Origin of the sequence: Hymenobacter sp. BT491, from assembly GCF_014349165.1 — a bacterium.
In the GTDB taxonomy this organism is placed as follows: domain Bacteria; phylum Bacteroidota; class Bacteroidia; order Cytophagales; family Hymenobacteraceae; genus Hymenobacter; species Hymenobacter jejuensis.
On record NZ_JACSJJ010000001.1, the window covers coordinates 775,150 to 792,742 of the forward strand.

Genomic DNA, 17,593 nt, shown 5'->3' on the forward strand with positions numbered 1-17,593 from the left:
GAAACCAACCGCTACGGTTAAGTTCAGCACCGGGCCCATAGCTCAATCGGTTAGAGCAACTGACTCATAATCAGTAGGTCCTTGGTTCGATTCCAAGTGGGCCCACCAAACCGGATTGAACGTCTTTTAAGGCGTTTGGTCCGGTTTTTATGTTTACAACTATTTGATTGTGAGATAGTTAATTTGATACTGTGCCGGAGCGGCTAGTCCAATATAAGATCCTTCTCAACGCCGCAGCGATACCGTGCGGTGAAGTGGAGGTTCATTGGGATAACGGGAAGAGTCCTGCGGGTGCTCACCTGAACGGCGCGTGCCGAAAAGTGCTATTCCTTACTGCGCTTTATTTTAAATAAAAATCAGCGATGCCCTTGATGATGGCGTCGGCCTTTGACCCCGTTAGGTTGGCCAGCACGGCGATGGTCAGGCCTTCTGAGCGGTAGTAGTTCACCCAGGCGCAGCCTCCGCCTTCGTGGCCGTAGCAGGTGCGACCGCGGTAGTGCTCAATCACCCAGCCCAAGCCGTAGTCCACCATTTGGCCGCTCGGCAGCCGGGTCGGAGTGAATAGGCTGTCGAGGCTGGCTGGCGAGAGCAGTGCGCCGCCGTGCAGGGCCGTAAAGAACTTTGCCAAGTCGGTGGTCGTCGAATTCAGCCCGGCGGCGGTAAAACCGGCGTTGCCGTAGGTGAAAGTCCAGGTTTCAAAAGGGCCGTTTTGATAGGTGTATATTGTGGAGCTGCGGTTGGGAATGACCGTGCGATAATCCCCAAATTGGGTCTGCTGCATATGCAACGGAGCAAACAAGGTGCGGGTGATGTATTCCTCGAAGGGACGACCAGTCACCTTTTGCACCACCATACCCAGCAGCAAGTACCCCGTCACGCTGTAGGCATATTGTTCGCCGGGCCGAAAAGCCAGCGGCAGGGCCGCAGCGACTTTCACCACTGCCTGTTGGGGCGAGAGGTGGGCTTTTTCCAGCGTCGCCCAGGCGGGGTTCATAAAATGATTGCGGATGCCGGAAGTATGATTCAGCAGGTGGCGAATCGTAATCGTGTGCCAACTTTCCGGCAAGCTGTCCACGTACTGGGCCACGGGATCTTGCAGCGAAAGCTTGCCCTGCTCGACGAGCTGCATGATGAGAGTAGCCGTAAAAATCTTGGTTACGGAAGCCAGCGCGTACACCGTGCGGTCGGAGGTGGGGACGGCAAATTCTACGCTGGCCAAGCCGTAGCCTTTGTTTTTCAGCACCTTACCGTTTTTTAGCACCAAAACCGACAGGCCCGGAATCTTATACTGCTTCATTTGCGCCTGCACGTAGGCGTCCAGCGCGGCCGGCGTCTTTTGTTGCTGCCCTTGGCACACGGCTACTCTCAGCAGCACAAATAGCAATACTGATAAGTAGGGGAAGGCCGCAAACATAAGGTCGTCAGGTAAAGGTATGTGGAAAGTAAGGTGTTTGTAACATACTTAAAATGAGACAATTATAAAATCAGTTTTATTTCAAAAAAAGGTGGCCTTCCAAGCGAAAACCACCTTTTTGAGGTAAGAATCAGGAATGTGAAACCTTACTTGACGAGCAGCAGCCGTTGCGTGTGTCCGTTGCCATTCAGCAGTAGGCGGCACGTGTACACACCGGCGGGCAGGTTTGTGCCGGACAGGTTTTGTTCATAGTCATGGCCAACTTCGGCTACTCCCTCAAAGAGCGTGGCCACCCGCTGGCCCAGGGCATTGTAGACGTAGAGTTGCGCGGGGCCCGTTTTGGTTGTCCGGAAGCGAATGGTGGCGCGCTCAGCAAAGGGATTAGGATACGCTTCGAACACTTGTAGGCCCGCGGCTGCCTCTCCTGGGCCAAGTGCCACCGGGCGGCCAACTACGGCCGTCGAGGGCACGACTTCGATGGCGGCCACTTTGGGGTTGTCTTTGCCGCCGGCATTGAGGGAAGAAAAGTCGAGGTTGAGCACCCCGTCGGCGACACTTACCGTGAAGGTTTCAGTCGTGGCCGTGTTGGCGCCTACTTTCTTGTAGATGTCGTAAGCGGTGAGCACTTGGGCGTTTTCCAGCTTCACATCGAAGACTCGCTGCCCGGCGGCCGTCCAGTAGAGTTCGGCGAAGTGCAACGTGACGGTGTATGAGCCATTGGCGATGGGCAGCGCGTAGGCGAAGGTGCCGTTGGTGCCAAAGCGTTCGGTTTGGTACAAAGCATCGTCGTTTGTATTGGCAATGGGCGCGCTCGTGGCGTAGGTGTTGCCGGGCGCGGGCGCATACGCCTGATCGGCGGCAAAAGTGCCCAGGGAAGTGGACAGCGCGCCCCCGCCGGCGTTGAGGTGATACGCTGTAGGAGCCGGATTGCTGCCCGGCCCAGCCAGGATTTCGATGGCCGCCACTTTGGGATTGTCCCGGCCGCTGGCATTGAGGGAAGTAAAATCAAGGTTCAGCACGCCATCCGTGACGGAAGTGGAAAAGGTTTCGATGGCGGCTGTGTTGGCGCCCACCTTCTGGAAGATGTCGTAGGCCGATAGCACCTTATTACCTTCCAAGCTCACGTCAAACACGCGCTGGCCTGCCGCAGTCCAATACAATTCGGCGAAGTGTAGCTTGACGGTGTAGGTGCCGTTAGCCACCGGCAACGCGTAGGCAAAGGTGCCGTTGGTGCCGAAGCGTTCGGTTTGGTAGAGCGCATCGTCGGTGGTGCCGGCAATGGCCGCGCTTGTCGCATAAGTACTGCCGGGCGCGGGCGCATAGAATTGATCGGCGGCAAAAGCCCCCAGCGAGGTAGTCAACGCGCCCCCGCCGGCGTTGATGCGGTACACAGCCGTGGGTGGACCTGTGGGGTCGGGGTTGACCATAATCTGCACTTGGTCGGCGGGGCTGGGGATGTCCTGGTTATCGGTGACCACCAGCGAGAAAACATACGTGCCGGCCGTAGCTAACCCGCTGACCGTGGGATTCTGTGCGGTGCTGCTGCTGAAAGTGGCCATGGCCGGCCCGCTGACTTGGGCCCAAGCATAGCTTTTGACGGAACCGCCGCCAGCCGCCGTGCCCGACCCGGCGAGCGTAACGCTGCTGGTGGGCAGCGTAATAGTTTGGTCGGGGCCGGCATTAGCTACTGGCGGTGCAGTGGCTGTGGTGCTAAGTATCTCAATAGCAGATACTTTCGGGTTGTCCTTGCCGCCGGTATTGAGGGACGAGAAGTCGAGGTTGAGCGTGCCGTCGCTGACGGTGACGGGGAAAGACTCGGTCGTGGCCGTGTTGGCGCCCACTCTCCGGAAGATATCGTAGGCTGTCAAGACCTTATTGCCCTCCACGCTCACGTCAAAGACCCGCTGATCCGCCGTGCTCCAGTAGAGTTCGGCAAAGTGCAGCTTGACGACATACGTACCGTTGACCACCGGGAGGGCATAACCCATAACTCCGTTGGTGCCAAAGCGTTCGGTTTGGTAGAGCGCATCGTCGGTGGTGCCGGCAATGGCCGCGCTTGTCGCATAAGTACTGCCGGGCGCGGGCGCATAGAATTGATCGGCGGCAAAAGCCCCCAGCGAGGTAGTCAACGCGCCCCCGCCGGCGTTGATCCGGTAGCGGGCGGCCAGCGATGCTTCGGCCTGATTCAGGCGTATGCTGGCCGAGCCCGTTGTGCCGCTACTCGAATTGGCCGTTGCAAAGTCCAGGGTGCCGTCGCCGTCGAGGTCGCCCACGGCGATGGCGCGTGGGTTGTCGGGCACCACGAAAGTCTGGTCGCCGCTGAAGTTGCCCAAGCCGTCGTTGCGCCGCAGGCTCACGGAGTTGGGGAAGCCGCCCGCCAGCAAGTCAAGGTCGCCGTCGCCATCCACGTCGCCTAGGGCAGCAAATACGGCGAAGGAGCCTAAGTTCACGAACCGGCTGCCGCTGAAAGTGCCTTGCCCGTCGTTGAGCACCACTGTCACGGTGCTGCCCGTATTGGCTGCTACCAAATCCAGATCGCCGTCGGCATCGACGTCGCCCAGCAGCAAGCCTCCTTGCATTGTGGCGATGGTAAGTTGCTGACCGGTGCTGGCAAACATGCCCCGTCCGGTGTTCAGGCGCACATCGATGAGGCCGTTGCTGCCGCTAGCCAGAAGGTCTGGTGCTCCGTCGTTGTTGACGTCGCCCACCACAATGGTCGAGGCGTTGGGGCTCACGGGCACAGCAGAGCTTTCACTGAAGCCCCCGTGGCCGTTGTTGAGCCGCACCCGCACGACCGTCGACGAGGTAGGGGTGCTGGTAGTCTGGCCTTCGGTGAGCAGGTCGAGGTCGCCATCGCCGTCCACGTCGCTGAGTGCCGCGCCGCCCAGGCCCGCTGGTTCGGGGTTGCCAAACGTGCCACCACTATTCAGGCGCACGCCCCCACTGGTCACCAAATCCAGGTCGTGGTCGCCGTCGAGGTCGCCGAGCAGGATTTTCCCCGGACCGATGCCGGGCACTTCTTGGCCTCCAGTGAAGGTGCCGTTTCCGGCATTCAACCGCACGCTCACCGTGTTGCTGGGGCCCGTGCTGACTGCATTAACGGACACCAGATCCAAGTCGCCATCGCCATCGAGGTCGCCTACGGCCAGACTAGCGGGGTTGCTGAGCGGTACGTCGGGATTGGAGCGAAATAAGCCGGTGCCGCGTGCCGTGGCCGCCGTAAACTGGTATGCGTAGGGGCGAGCCAAGTTCTGCTGACTGCTGTTTTGCACCCCCGTCGTTACGGTTGCGAAAATGGTCTCTCCAGGTTTGAAGGGCGTTGTTGGGCGGAAAGTAAGCGTGTTTCCACTCACTGAGGGCGTGCCCGATTTCAGGCCGCCAGCCTGGGAGCCAAACACCACGAGGGCCTGCTGAGTGGCGGAAGTGTTGCTTAGGGCCTGATTGAAGCTCACGGCCACCGCAGTAGTGCGGGGCGCGGAAGGAGCATTGCGGGCGGGCGACCAACTGATCGGGGTAGGGCCTTGCGCCTGGACGGTGCCGGCTGTTGAGATCGTCAGAAACAGCGGCAACGCCAGTCCCATGCATCCCGCACGCAGCGAAAGGGAAGAGGCAACAACGAACGTCCGGATAAGTGTAACCATAACAACCATAGGAGCATAAGTGAAGTGAACAATAGGCCAACCGGCACAGACCGGCAAGCCGCAGCCATACGGGGAGTATGGTTAAATCTAAATCGCTTAGATGGAAAAATAATAGTTATTGTTGAAATATTTATATAAATATTGCTAGCATCTTGTATTCCTCTAGGTAAGAGCAAGACATTGGAAAGCTGTTGTCCTAGTAAGAAATTAATTTATAAATACCTTGAAATCAGGTATTTATAAACAATAAAGGCGTACTGTCCCTGTTAATGAAAAAAATCACCAGCCTGAGGAAACGCCCGCGTATTTACCAGTAACCGGCTAGCGAAATTTTGGGCCGCGACTACGGGTGCAAGTAGAATCGGCAGGCCCTTCGGATGAACAGGTAGGTACAGGTTGCGGAAGAAAATTGCTTTCCCGAGCTTGGAAACTGCAGTGTTCAAGTACAAAAACTAAGACCGATGCGGCGTAAAAAAGGTGCTTTGTGGATCGTGTTCCCGCTGGCGGGCTTGTTCTTGAGCTTGATGCCAGCGCACCCCAAACCGAAGCAGCCCAACATCATCATCATTCTGGCCGATGACATGGGCTACTCGGATATCGGCTGCTTTGGCTCGACAACGCAGACGCCTAACCTCGATGCCATGGCGCAGGGAGGGCTGAAAATGACTCAGTTTTACAATGCGTCGCGTTGCTGCCCAAGCCGTGCCTCGCTGCTGACGGGCCTCTACCAGCACCAGGCCGGAGTAGGAGACATGGTGAACACGCGGTCGCAGCCCGCCTACCAGGGCTACCTGAACAACCGCTGTGTGACCATCGCCGAAGCCCTAAAAAGCGGGGGCTACAACACGTTTATGGGAGGCAAATGGCACGTAGGCCAGGCCCCCGAGCACTGGCCCACCCAGCGCGGCTTCGACCATTATTTTGGGCTGATTGATGGGGCCAGCAGCTATTTCGCCACCTATCCGTACCGGCCAAATCAGCAGCTGACCCTGGCCCTTGACAACCAACCCTACACGCCTGGGCCCGGCTATTACTCCACGGATGCCTATACGGACTACTCCATTAAGTTTCTGAAAGACAGTAAGTTATCCGGTAAGCCATTTTTCCTGTACTTAGCTTACCAAGCCCCGCATTGGCCGTTGCAAGCACTGCCCGCCGACATCGCCAAGTACAAAGGCCGTTTTATGATGGGCTGGGACAAGCTGCGCGAAGAACGCTTCCGGCGCTTGCAGCAACTGGGCATCATCAGTGCCACCACGCGCCTCTCGCCTCGTGATGCGCACGTGCCGGCGTGGGAAACGCTGAGCCAAGAAGAAAAAGAACGCTGGGACGATAAAATGGCCGTTTATGCGGCTATGATTGACCGCATGGACCAAAACATCGGGCGATTGCGCCAGACGCTGCGCGAGCTGGGCCAGGATCAGAATACGGTCATCCTGTTTTTGTCGGATAACGGGGGCAGCAACGAGAGCATCAAAGGGCCCGGTTTTCGGCCCGAAATTTTGGAAGCCAGCCGCAAGCCGTCCAGCGACCCGACTTCGTTTACTTCGTACGAATTTGCTGGTGCCAACGTCAGCAACGCCCCTTTTCGCCTGTTCAAGCACTGGGAATACGAAGGCGGCACAGCCACGCCCTTCATCGCCTACGGCCCCGGCATCGTGCAGCCGGGGCGCACCGTTGCGCAGCCCGGCCACCTCATCGACCTGATGGCCACCTGCTTGGATCTGGCCGGCGTGGCGTATCCTAAGTCATATAAAAACACTCCCATCATTCCCACCGAAGGCATTAGCCTGGTGCCGGTGCTGAAGGGCCAATCTTGGCAGGGGCATCAGGCGCTGTTTTTCGAGCACGAAGGCAACCGCGCCGTGCGTCAGGGCAAGTGGAAGCTGGTCTCTGAATACCCCGCCAACACCTGGCAGCTGTACGACATCCAGGCCGACCGCTCGGAACTCAACGATCTGAGTGCCAGCAATCCGCAGAAAGTACAGGAGTTGTCCGCCCTCTACGATAAATGGGCTGCCCGCGTAGGCGTCATTCCGTTTGCGCAGATAGCCAAGGAAAAAGGAGGCGAGTAATGCCCGCGAAGACTATGGCCGCACGCAACGAAACCCTACGTGGCTAAGGCCGGCAGCGGGGTCGCTGCCGCGGCGGGCACTGGGGCGGTAGCTTTCGCAGTAGCTTACGTGGCAGAGAAACGAGCCTCCTTTGGTGACGCGTTTGGGAGTGGCGGGCTCGTCGGGGTCGAGGCTAGCCTGGGGGCCGTGCGGATTTTCGCAACTGCCGAGGCGAGCGAGCGTGACGTGCGTATCGGCCCGGTACCAGTCGGCGCACCATTCCCACACGTTGCCGGCCATGTCGTAGAGCCCATACCCGTTCGGCGCGAACGATTTTACCGGGGCCGTGCCCGCGAAGCCGTCGGTGCGGGTGTTGCGGTACGGAAAATCGCCCTGCCAGATGTTGGCTTGCGGGTGCCGGTCGTCGGGCGGCGTGTTGCCCCACGCAAAGCGCTTGCCTGCCAAGCCGCCGCGGGCAGCGTACTCCCATTCGGCTTCGGTCGGCAGGCGTTTGCCGGCCCAGCGCGCATACGCCGCCGCATCAGTCCACGAAACCTGCACTACCGGGTGTTGCGCGCGGCCGCGCAACGTAGAAGCAGGCCCTTCGGGGTGACGCCACGAGGCCCCGGGCACCCAGCGCCACCACGCCGCCACGTCGTCGAGCGACACGGCCTGCGCCGGGGGCGTAAACACCAAGGCGCCAGGCGCCAGCGCCTCTGGCCCGGGGCGCGGAGTACCCGGAGGCAGCTGTGCCCGCAGTTGCTCCCAATCCACGGGCTGTTCGGCGGCGGTGACGTAGCCGGTGGCCGCTACAAAACGGGCAAACTCGGCGTTGGTAACCTCGTGTTCGTCCATCCAGAAAGCTGCCACCCGCACCAGGTGAGCTGGCCGCTCGTTGGCAAAGCTATTTTCGGCATCGGTTCCCATCAGGAACTCGCCAGCGGGTATCCGAACCATGTGCGCCGGCTGGGCCGAGTCGGGCCGAATATCCTTATCCACGGTTGCGCTTGGTGCGGCACTACCCGGTCGTCCTGCCTGCGCGGGCGCACAGCAGGCCACTTGCTGGCTGGTGGGCGAGTCGGCGGCCAAAGGTTGCTGCTCCGAAAAGTGGCAGCCGCCCAAGAGAAGGAGCACCGCGGGGGCGCCGCGAAAAAAGCACGGCCAAGGCATGGAAACGAAGGCTACAAAGAAAAGCGGGTAGGAGTACCCGGCACCAAAAACTACTTTACAATCCCGAAAGCTACTACATTCCGGCGGTAGAAATGTGGTTCAGAGCCAGATACGCTTCCCTTGCCCGCATTCCCTTTCCCGATTTCATGCCGATTTCCCCCGCACATCGTTCTGCCTACTGCCTTGCTCGCCGGGCCACGGTTTTTGCTGCTTGCGCTTCCCCAACTAAGCCGGGCTCAGAACTGCTGCTCACCGCTACCTGCTGGCTCTGCCCCGAAGCGGGAGTTTGTGCGCGGCTGATGCGCCAGGCACTCGCCCCGATCGCAAAGATGGCTCATGCTTTTCGTGGCAGGTGGTGGCTAACTAGCGATGAAAGATTGATTTCAGCTTAGAAAAGTCGTAGACCGTATCATTGTGCTACGCAGATGGTAAACTTGCATTCCTCTATAACCCTTTCGAAAACATGAACAAAATCAAGGTAACGAACCCCGTCGTGGAGCTGGATGGCGACGAAATGACCCGCATCATCTGGAAATTCATCAAGGACAAGCTGATCCTGCCGTATCTGGACCTGGATATTAAGTACTACGATCTGGGCATCGAGTACCGCGATGAAACCAACGACCAAGTGACCGTCGATGCGGCCAACGCCATTCGGCAGTATGGGGTGGGCATCAAGTGCGCCACCATCACGCCGGATGAGGAACGCGTTAAGGAGTTCAACCTCAAGCAGATGTGGAAGTCGCCCAACGGCACCATCCGCAACATCCTGGACGGTACCGTATTCCGGGAGCCTATCGTGATGAGCAACGTGCCCCGCCTCGTGCCCAACTGGACGGCCCCCATCTGCATCGGCCGCCACGCTTTCGGTGACCAATACCGCGCTACGGATTTCGTAACCAAAGGCAAAGGCAAACTCACCATCACGTTCACCCCCGAGGACGGCGGCGAAACCCAGTCCTTCGAGGTGTTCAACTTCAAGGGCGACGGCGTGGCGCTGGCCATGTACAACACCGACGAGTCGATCCGTGGCTTTGCCCACGCCTGCTTCAATCAGGCCCTGATGAAAGGCTGGCCTTTGTACCTGTCGACGAAAAACACCATCCTCAAAAAGTACGACGGCCGGTTCAAAGACCTCTTTCAGGAAATCTACGAGCAGGAATACCAAGCCAAGTTCAAGGAAGCCGGCATCACCTACGAGCACCGCCTGATCGACGACATGGTGGCCTCGGCCCTGAAGTGGAACGGCAATTTTGTGTGGGCCTGCAAAAACTACGACGGCGACGTGCAAAGTGACACGGTAGCGCAAGGTTTTGGTTCTCTGGGGCTTATGACTTCGACGCTGGTAACGCCCGACGGCGGCACCATGGAAGCCGAAGCCGCGCACGGTACCGTAACGCGCCACTACCGCGACCACCAAGCTGGCAAACCAACTTCCACCAACCCCATTGCCTCCATCTTCGCTTGGACGCGCGGGCTGGAATTCCGCGGGCTCCTCGACGGCAACCAGGAGCTGATTAACTTCTGCAAAACCCTGGAAGCCGTGTGCATCGAAACCGTGGAAAGCGGCAAGATGACCAAAGACTTGGCCGTCTGCATCCACGGCAACAAGGTGGAGCACGGCCGGGACTACCTCTACACCGAGGAGTTTCTGGAAGCCCTCGACGAAACTTTGAAACGCAAGCTGGCAAACTAAAAGCCGCCGAAGTGACGCATACCGCAAGCCCATCCGATCATCGGATGGGCTTGCTTTTTTTCGGGCGGTTGGTTCCTGTAAAAGGGTTGCTAGCAGCGTATCGGCGAAAAGAGTAGGCGGGCCCACACTGAGCAAGGGGACACGAGAATGCCCTCGCGTGGCTGGCTTATCCGCTTTGCAGCAGCTCCTTAAGCTGTAGTCGGTGTCAGGGCGTGGCGAATTTTGTGCTTGAGGCTCTGCACGCTCTCCGCCGTATGGATTTCATCCTGTTGTTGGGGCCCCGCAAACGTGGTGAGCCGGAGTGTAGTATGCCCATCCGTAGCCGCAATCAAGGCAATGCTGTGCGAGTTGACCAACACTTGGTAGCCCGCAAGGGTGATGACTTCGATGAAAGGATTCATAAGACATAAAAGCAAGAAGAAGCTGCACGTTGCAACAAGGGCAGGGGCCGGTGGCTGTTGCGGCAGATATGGCCTTGGCAACGCAGCGCAAGCGCTTGGGGTTGCCTGCCGGTAGGTGGTTTTTACGCTCCCAAATGCCTATGCCCGCCGGCTAAGGATTGCCAATACACTGTTTTACCTGACTGTAGGTGCTGATCTAGCGTATAGCCCTTTTCCCAACGGTCGCTGTCCGGAGGCACTCTGCACTTCGCGGGGGCCGGTGACCTTGCAGATGCAGGTAGCGCAGCCCAATTTTTATCAAAACGCAATCATTTCATTATGAATAACATAGCTCTAGTAGTCGGCGCCAGCGGCATCATTGGCAGCAACCTCGCCCAAGAGCTCTTGGCCAACGGCTGGACGACCTTCGGGTTGGCCCGAAACCCGCGCACCGAGCTGGCCGGCCTGCAACCAATAGCCGCCGATTTGCTCGACGTAACCAGCCTCGAAACGGCGCTGGCCGATCTAAAACCCACGCACGTATTCATCACGAGCTGGATGCGCAACGACACGGAGGTGGAAAACATCCGGGTGAACAGCGCCATGGTGCGCAATCTGCTGGCGGTGCTTTCGCCCAAAGGCTCGGTGCAACATGTGGCTTTGGTCACTGGGCTTAAGCACTACCTCGGGCCGTTTGAGGCCTACGTGAGCGGAGGTGGTGCGCCGCCCACGCCCCTGCGCGAATCGCAGCCGCGGCTGGCACTCGACAACTTTTACTACGCGCAGGAAGACGAAGTGTACGCCGCCGCGGCCCGCGATGGCTTTACCTGGAGCATTCACCGCCCGCACACCATTATTGGGAAGGCCGTGGGCAACCTCATGAACCTGGGCACCACGCTGGCCGTGTACGCCAGCATTTGCAAGGAAACCGGCCGGCCGTTTCGCTGGCCCGGCTCGCAGGCGCAGTGGGAAGGCCTTTCCGACGTGACCGACGCCCGCGTGATTGCCAAGCAGTTGGTATGGGCCGCTACCACCGAAGCTGCCCGCAACGAAGCCTACAACGTCGTCAACGGCGATATTTTCCGGTGGAGCTGGTTGTGGGGCCGGCTGGCCGATTGGTTTGGCGTTGAGCCCGTGGGCTTCGATGGCACCGTTCACCCCTTGGAAGCCGAGATGGCGCAGGATGCCGATCTGTGGCGTAGCATCGCTGCCCAGCACGGCCTCGTCGAGCCTGAGCTAAGCCGCCTGGCCTCGCCGTGGCATACCGACCTGGATCTGGGCCGGCCCATTGAGGTAATGACCGACATGGCCAACAGCCGCCAGCGCGGCTTTACGGTTTACCAGCGCACTGAAGACTCGTTTTTTGACCTGTTTGCCCAGCTGCGCTCCGACCGACTTATTCCGTAGCTTCCACATCGCTCATATACTCCGAAAGGGCGCGGCAGCGTAGTCTGCGGCGGGCTTCGGGCAATGGTGCCTTGCGATCTTAAAAAGTCGTGAAACATAATGCATTGATTGTGAGGGTGTTATGCAATCTTCATTTGGAATGCCATTTACATCGCCCAACAAACACCTTACTTCCGGGCTTTTGATAAGCAACGAGCGCCGTAAAGCCGGAAGGTGTTATTTTTACCGTATACCCGACCGTTGGTTGGCCTCCGGCATTGCGAACGCTACTGCAATAGCCCTGTGAGGCCCTTCTGCTGGCGCTTGTAAGTAGTTGATGCTCGGGTTGCTCGCCCACTTTATACTTTTTTCCTATGGCTATGAATCCTGAACCGGACGTGCCGGCGAACCACGACGAAAACCGGCGCACGTTTCTCAAACAATCGTCTCTGCTCACCGCCTTTGCCTTGGTGCCCGGCCCGGTGGTGTCGGCTGCCGCGGCCCAACTCGACGAGCGCGTCGCCGACGCCTTCGAGAAAGTCCCGTTGAATCTGAAAGTCAACGGCCAAAAGGTCAAGCTCTCCGTCGAGCCGCGCACCACGCTGCTCGACCTGCTGCGCGAAAACCTCCACCTCACCGGCACCAAAAAGGGCTGCGACTACGGCCAGTGCGGCGCCTGCACCGTGCACGTCGATGGCCAGCGCGTGAACAGCTGCCTGAGCTTCGCCGTGATGCACGAAGGCAAGGAAATTACCACCATTGAGGGCCTGGCCGAGGGTGACAAGCTACACCCCATGCAGGAAGCCTTTGTGAAGCACGACGGCTTTCAGTGCGGCTACTGCACGCCGGGCCAGATTATGTCGGCCGTGGCGTGCGTGCGCGAAGGCCACGCCGGCTCAGAGGGCGAAATCCGGGAGTTTATGAGCGGCAACATCTGCCGCTGCGGGGCTTACTCGAACATTGTGGCGGCCATTCAGGACGTGAAAAAAGGAGGCCAAAAGGTATGAACCCGTTCCAATACGTCCGCCCTAGCAAGCAGCAAGCTGCCATTGACGCGGTAGCCAAAGACCCAACTGCCAAATTCATCGCCGGCGGCACTAACTTGGTCGATTTGATGAAGCGCGGCGTGATGACCCCCCACAAGCTGGTCGACATCAACCGCCTGCCCCTGAACAAGATAGAGCAGCAGAATAACAGTTTGCGCATCGGCGCACTGGCCCTGAACTCAGTTGTGGCCGAGGACCGGCAAGTGCGCGAGAAACAGCCCCTGCTGGCCCTGGCCCTGAACGCCGGTGCCTCGCCCCAACTGCGCAACATGGCCACGGTGGGCGGCAACATGCTCCAGCGCACCCGCTGCCCTTATTTCTACGACACCACCATGCCTTGCAACAAGCGCCAGCCCGGCACCGGCTGTGGCGCGCTGGAAGGCGTAAACCGCATGCACGCCATCTTCGGCTTTTCGGACAAGTGCATTGCCGTGCACCCTTCCGACATGAGCGTGGCGCTGGTGGCCCTGGATGCCGTGGTGCAGGTAAGCGGCCCCAAGGGCAACCGCAGCATTCCGTTCGCGGACTTCCACCGCCTGCCTGGCAACACGCCCGAAAAGGACACCAACTTGGAGCCCGGCGAACTGATCACGGCCGTGGACGTGCCGGACGGGCCCTTCACCAAGCACGTGCACTACCAGAAAGTGCGCGAGCGTGCCAGCTATGCCTTCGCGTTGCTCTCCGTAGCCGCGGCGCTCGATATCGACGGCAGCAACAACATCAAAGCGGCGCGCCTGGCGATGGGCGGCGTGGCCCACAAGCCCTGGCGCCTCACTGCGGCCGAGCAGGCGTTGGTCGGCAAGCCGGCTACTGAAGAAACGTTCCGGCAGGCCGCGGCCGTGGCCATGCAGGGCGCCAAAGCCTTTAAGTACAACGCATATAAGCTGAAGCTGGGTCCCAACGCCATTGTGCAGGCCCTCAAAACTGCCGCTGCGGCTTAACCCTCCGACTTTTGTTATGAAAACACCAGAAAAGCAAATCGGAGCGCCGATGAACCGGGTGGACGGCCGCCTGAAAGTGACTGGCGCGGCCACTTATTCGGCCGAATACCAGCTGCCGGGCATCACCTACGCCGTGCTCGTGGGCAGCACCGTTACCAAAGGCCGCATTACGGGCGTCGATACCAAGGCCGCCGAACGGGCACCGGGCGTGCTGGCCGTCATCACCCATTTCAACTCGCCCAAGGTGCCGGGCTTTGATACGGCGGGAAAGGACCCCTCGCAGCCAGCCACGGCGGGCGGGCCGATTAAGATATTTCACGACGATAAAATCCGCTTCAACGACCAGCCCATTGCCATCGTGGTGGCCGACACGCTGGAGCGCGCACGCTTTGCTGCCGGATTGGTGAAGGGGCAATACGCGCCGGAAAAGCACCAGACCAATCTGGAAGCCAATGCTTCGCAGGCCTTTTTGCCCACTTCGGCCAAGAAGAATCCGAAGTCGCCGATGAACGACTACCAGCGGGGCCAGGCGGATGCGTACAAGAACGGCGCCATCAAGCTGGAACGAGAGTACGTCATTCCGACCGAGGTGCACCACCCCATGGAGCTGCAAGCCATCACGGCGCACTGGGAAGCACCTGACCGCCTGACCATCTACGACAAGACGCAGGGCACTATGGCTACGCGGCGCGACTTCGCCAAAGAGTGGGGGTTGCCCGAGGAAAACGTGAAGGTGATTGCCACCTTTGTGGGCGGGGCGTTTGGCAACGCCCTGCACAGCTGGCCCCACGAGTCAGCCGCCATTATTGCCGCCAAGGTGGTAAACCGCCCGGTGAAGCTGATGCTGACCCGCGAGCAGATGTTTACCATGGTAGGTTACCGGCCTTACACCTGGCAGAAAATCGGCATGAGCGCTACCGCCGACGGTAAAATCACGGCAATCACGCACGAGAGCATCGGCCAGACCTCGTCCTTCGAGGAGTTTACCGAATCGACGCTGGCGCAGACGCGCATGATGTACGCCTCGCCTAACCTCACCACCCGCTACCGCCTGGCGGCCCTCGACATAAACTCCCCCATCTGGATGCGCGGCCCCGGCGAAGCGACCGGTGCATTTGCCCTGGAGTCGGCCATGGACGAAATGGCCCACCTGCTGAAGCTCGACCCGCTGGAGTTTCGGCTACGCAACTACACCGATCAGGACCCGGAAAAAGAAAAACCCTGGAGCACCAAGTTTTTGAAGGAGTGTTATCAACTTGGTGCTGAGCGTGTTGGCTGGAACAAGCGGAAGCTCGAACCCGGCTCCCTGCGCGACGGCGACTGGCTGGTGGGCTACGGCATGGGCGTGGGCACGTTTGGCGCGCACCGCGGTGCGGCCACCGTGGGCGCGCAATTGCTGGCCAATGGCACCGTCTTGCTACAGTGTGCCACCACCGACATCGGCCCTGGCACCGGCACCGCCATGACGCAGATTGCGGCCGATACGCTGGGCCTGGACCCACAAAAAATCCGGTTTGAGTTGGGCAACTCGTCCTTCCCTAAGGCCGGCACGCAGGGCGGCTCCTCCACAGTGAACAGCGTAGGGCCGGCCACGCAGCAGGCCTGTCTGGCCCTCAAAGACAAGCTGCGCGGGCTGGCGGCGTCCGGCAACGCAGCCTTTGCCTCGGCCAAAACGGAAGACATAAACCTGGCGGATGGCTACCTCACGCTGGCCGGTAACGCTGCAGCCCGCGTGCCCTACGCTGACTTGCTGAAGCAGGCGGGCGCCACGGCTGTGGCCGTAGAAGCCAAACCCGACGATGCGGGCCAGAAGTACTCCATGTACTCGTTTTCGGTGCATTTTGCTGAGGTGCGGGTACACGTGCTCACCGGCGAGGTGCGGGTCAGCAAGCTGGTTTCTTGTGCCGATGCGGGCACCATCATCAATGAGAAAACCGCCGGCAACCAAATGAAAGGTGGCGCCGTCGGTGGCATCGGCATGGCCCTGATGGAGCACGCCATCATCGACGACCGCTTCGGCCGCTACGTCACCAAGGACTTCGCCGACTACCACGTACCGGTTCATGCCGACTCGCCCGATGTGCAGGTTGCTTTTGTGAATCAGCCCGACTTCCACGTCAACGCGCTGGGTACGAAGGGGATCGGCGAAATCGCCACGATCGGTGTGGCCCCGGCCATCGCTAATGCCGTGTTCAACGCCACCGGCAAGCGCGTGCGCGAATTGCCCATCACCCCCGATAAGCTAGTCTAGGCAAAGCTTGGTGGTATAGAAAAGCCCCTTCATAACACATTTATTATCAATGTGTTATGAAGGGGCTTTTTGGCTGTGTGAAATGCTTGTTTGGTGCTTACGTCGGCTTTTCTTTCTGGGCAATGTCCTGCGCGATGGCTTGGGCCTCGAAGCCAATCTCGCGGAACAGGCCGGTCGGGCCCACGTACCACCCACACCCATACAAGCCCTCGTGGCCAAAATACCGTTGGTGCTTCAGCTGGCGTTTCAAATCTGCCGCCCGATTTGGGGACACCACAAGCCAGTTGGGGGCGCTTGGCTCGTAGCCCACGGCCGCCACTACGGCGTCAAAGGGCGCCTGCTGGCCGTCGGAAAAATGCGCGATGGCCCCCTCAAAATGGTCGAGACTGGGGTAAATGGCGATATTTCCCTGCCGGATGTGGTGGAGCGTGCCGCAGTCGAGAAGCGGAATTTTCCCTTCGCGCTGAATTTGGGCAAACGGCCCGTCTGGTCTTTTTTGCAGGCCCAGTTTGGTGATGTCACCCACCAAAAAACGCAGCAAAGGAGCCGCCAAAGCGTCGGCGACCCGGGCCGGTAACTTCGACAACAGAATGCTTACGCGCAGAATGGGAATGCCCAGCAGGTCACGCGGAATCACGTTGACCGGTGCGCGCACGGCCATTGCGGGCATGGCTCCGTGTTCGTGCAAATCCACGGCTATGTCGCCCGCTGAGTTGCCAAACCCGATCACCAACACGCGCTGCCCCTGAAAGTCGCGGCCGGTTTGGTAAGCGGCGCTGTGGATAATTTTTCCTGGAAACGTATTTAATCCTTTGATGTTCAGGGTTTTGGGTGTTCCGTATACTCCGGTGGCCATGATCACATAAGCCGCGCGGAAAGTGCCTTGGGTAGTCTGGGCAATCCACCCGTTGCCCTCTCTGCGGAGCGATTTTACTTCGGTATGGAAGCGGGGCTCGATGCTAAACTGTTGCCGATATGCCTCCAAATACGCCACCACCTGCTCACGGCTCGGATAACGAGAAACGGCGCGGTCAAAGGGTTTGTACGGCAACTGCGACAGGCCCTTATCGGTGTGCAGGTGCAGCCGCTCGTAGTGCCGCCGCCACGGGGCCGCCACGCACGCCTCTTTTTCGAGAATGAGGTAGTCGAGGCCAAGTTGCTGCAAACAGGCGGCCGCCGCCAACCCCGCCACACTGGCCCCAATGATCAGCGTCCGTGTCGTTTCCATAAAAGGTAGAAAGGGGAGAGGAGCTGCCCAATTACTGGTGTCGATGCACCGGGTGCAAACTAACCGGCAGCGCGCCGGCCCGCTACGGCAGATCGGCTGACTGGTATAATATAGTAAGTTTTGCCCGGTGACGCTGCCTGTTTCGAGGGTGATTTTGCGGCTTTCAGCGCTGTATTATCCGGTTTCATTGGCTTTGGGGTTGCCGGCGCCCCGCAGTTGTCTGCATCTTGGGGCGGCTTGCGCAACGATCAAGTGCGAGTCGGCAAATACAACCTCACTTCTTACCTTCCCAAGTACTTTTTAGGCTGCACTCTGATGCGAATGTTACAGGCGCCCATCTTCAAAACCATTGGCAGAGCTGCCCTAACGGCAATCGCATTTTATTA

The 17,593-nt window shown here is 59.3% G+C and carries 11 protein-coding genes and 1 tRNA gene; 7 read left to right on the forward strand and 5 right to left on the reverse strand.

The features are described from left to right. Window positions 1–31 precede the first annotated feature (31 nt). A tRNA-Ile gene (locus H9I52_RS03335) sits at window positions 32–108 on the forward strand. A gap of 232 nt (window positions 109–340) precedes the next feature. Here the strand turns inward: H9I52_RS03335 and H9I52_RS03340 are convergent. Both H9I52_RS03340 and H9I52_RS03345 read right to left on the reverse strand, forming a co-directional pair. Then, a complete protein-coding gene (locus H9I52_RS03340) occupies window positions 341–1,414 on the reverse strand; it encodes a serine hydrolase domain-containing protein (protein ID WP_187452647.1) in 1,074 nt (357 codons plus the stop codon). A gap of 146 nt (window positions 1,415–1,560) precedes the next feature. Beyond that, the gene (locus H9I52_RS03345) at window positions 1,561–5,055 is read right to left on the reverse strand and encodes a malectin domain-containing carbohydrate-binding protein (protein ID WP_187452648.1); all 3,495 of its coding nucleotides are present in this window, start codon (window positions 5,053–5,055) and stop codon (window positions 1,561–1,563) included. Window positions 5,056–5,516: 461 nt separating this feature from the next. Between H9I52_RS03345 and H9I52_RS03350 the strand changes: the two genes are divergently transcribed. After that, a complete protein-coding gene (locus H9I52_RS03350; protein ID WP_222940393.1) occupies window positions 5,517–7,130 on the forward strand; it encodes an arylsulfatase in 1,614 nt (537 codons plus the stop codon). Between the two features lie 12 nt (window positions 7,131–7,142). Here the strand turns inward: H9I52_RS03350 and H9I52_RS03355 are convergent, their stop codons facing one another. Further along, complete coding sequence (locus H9I52_RS03355) at window positions 7,143–8,279, reverse strand: formylglycine-generating enzyme family protein (protein ID WP_262385929.1); 1,137 nt, start codon at window positions 8,277–8,279, stop codon at window positions 7,143–7,145. Window positions 8,280–8,742: 463 nt separating this feature from the next. Here H9I52_RS03355 and H9I52_RS03360 point away from each other — a divergent pair, with 463 nt between their 5' ends. Next, on the forward strand, window positions 8,743–9,975 hold the full coding sequence (locus H9I52_RS03360) for an NADP-dependent isocitrate dehydrogenase (protein ID WP_139514061.1): 1,233 nt from the start codon (window positions 8,743–8,745) through the stop codon (window positions 9,973–9,975). 188 nt (window positions 9,976–10,163) lie between these two features. Here H9I52_RS03360 and H9I52_RS03365 read toward each other — a convergent pair whose 3' ends face one another. Next, complete coding sequence (locus tag H9I52_RS03365; protein WP_139514060.1) at window positions 10,164–10,376, reverse strand: hypothetical protein; 213 nt, start codon at window positions 10,374–10,376, stop codon at window positions 10,164–10,166. Window positions 10,377–10,694: 318 nt separating this feature from the next. Between H9I52_RS03365 and H9I52_RS03370 the strand changes: the two genes are divergently transcribed. The 4 genes from H9I52_RS03370 to H9I52_RS03385 all read left to right on the forward strand — a co-directional run bounded on the left by H9I52_RS03370 (window position 10,695) and on the right by H9I52_RS03385 (window position 15,979). Further along, complete coding sequence (locus H9I52_RS03370) at window positions 10,695–11,762, forward strand: SDR family oxidoreductase (protein ID WP_187452649.1); 1,068 nt, start codon at window positions 10,695–10,697, stop codon at window positions 11,760–11,762. Window positions 11,763–12,121: 359 nt separating this feature from the next. Then, on the forward strand, window positions 12,122–12,748 hold the full coding sequence (locus H9I52_RS03375; protein WP_187452650.1) for a (2Fe-2S)-binding protein: 627 nt from the start codon (window positions 12,122–12,124) through the stop codon (window positions 12,746–12,748). Beyond that, the gene (locus H9I52_RS03380; protein WP_187452651.1) at window positions 12,745–13,728 is read left to right on the forward strand and encodes an FAD binding domain-containing protein; all 984 of its coding nucleotides are present in this window, start codon (window positions 12,745–12,747) and stop codon (window positions 13,726–13,728) included. The genes H9I52_RS03375 and H9I52_RS03380 overlap by 4 nt, the downstream gene beginning before the upstream one ends. 16 nt (window positions 13,729–13,744) lie before the next feature. Beyond that, on the forward strand, window positions 13,745–15,979 hold the full coding sequence (locus H9I52_RS03385) for a xanthine dehydrogenase family protein molybdopterin-binding subunit (protein WP_187452652.1): 2,235 nt from the start codon (window positions 13,745–13,747) through the stop codon (window positions 15,977–15,979). Between the two features lie 97 nt (window positions 15,980–16,076). Here H9I52_RS03385 and H9I52_RS03390 read toward each other — a convergent pair whose 3' ends face one another. Further along, window positions 16,077–17,207, reverse strand: a complete 1,131-nt coding sequence (locus tag H9I52_RS03390) for a flavin-containing monooxygenase (protein ID WP_187452653.1) — start codon at window positions 17,205–17,207, stop codon at window positions 16,077–16,079. Window positions 17,208–17,593: the final 386 nt, after the last annotated feature.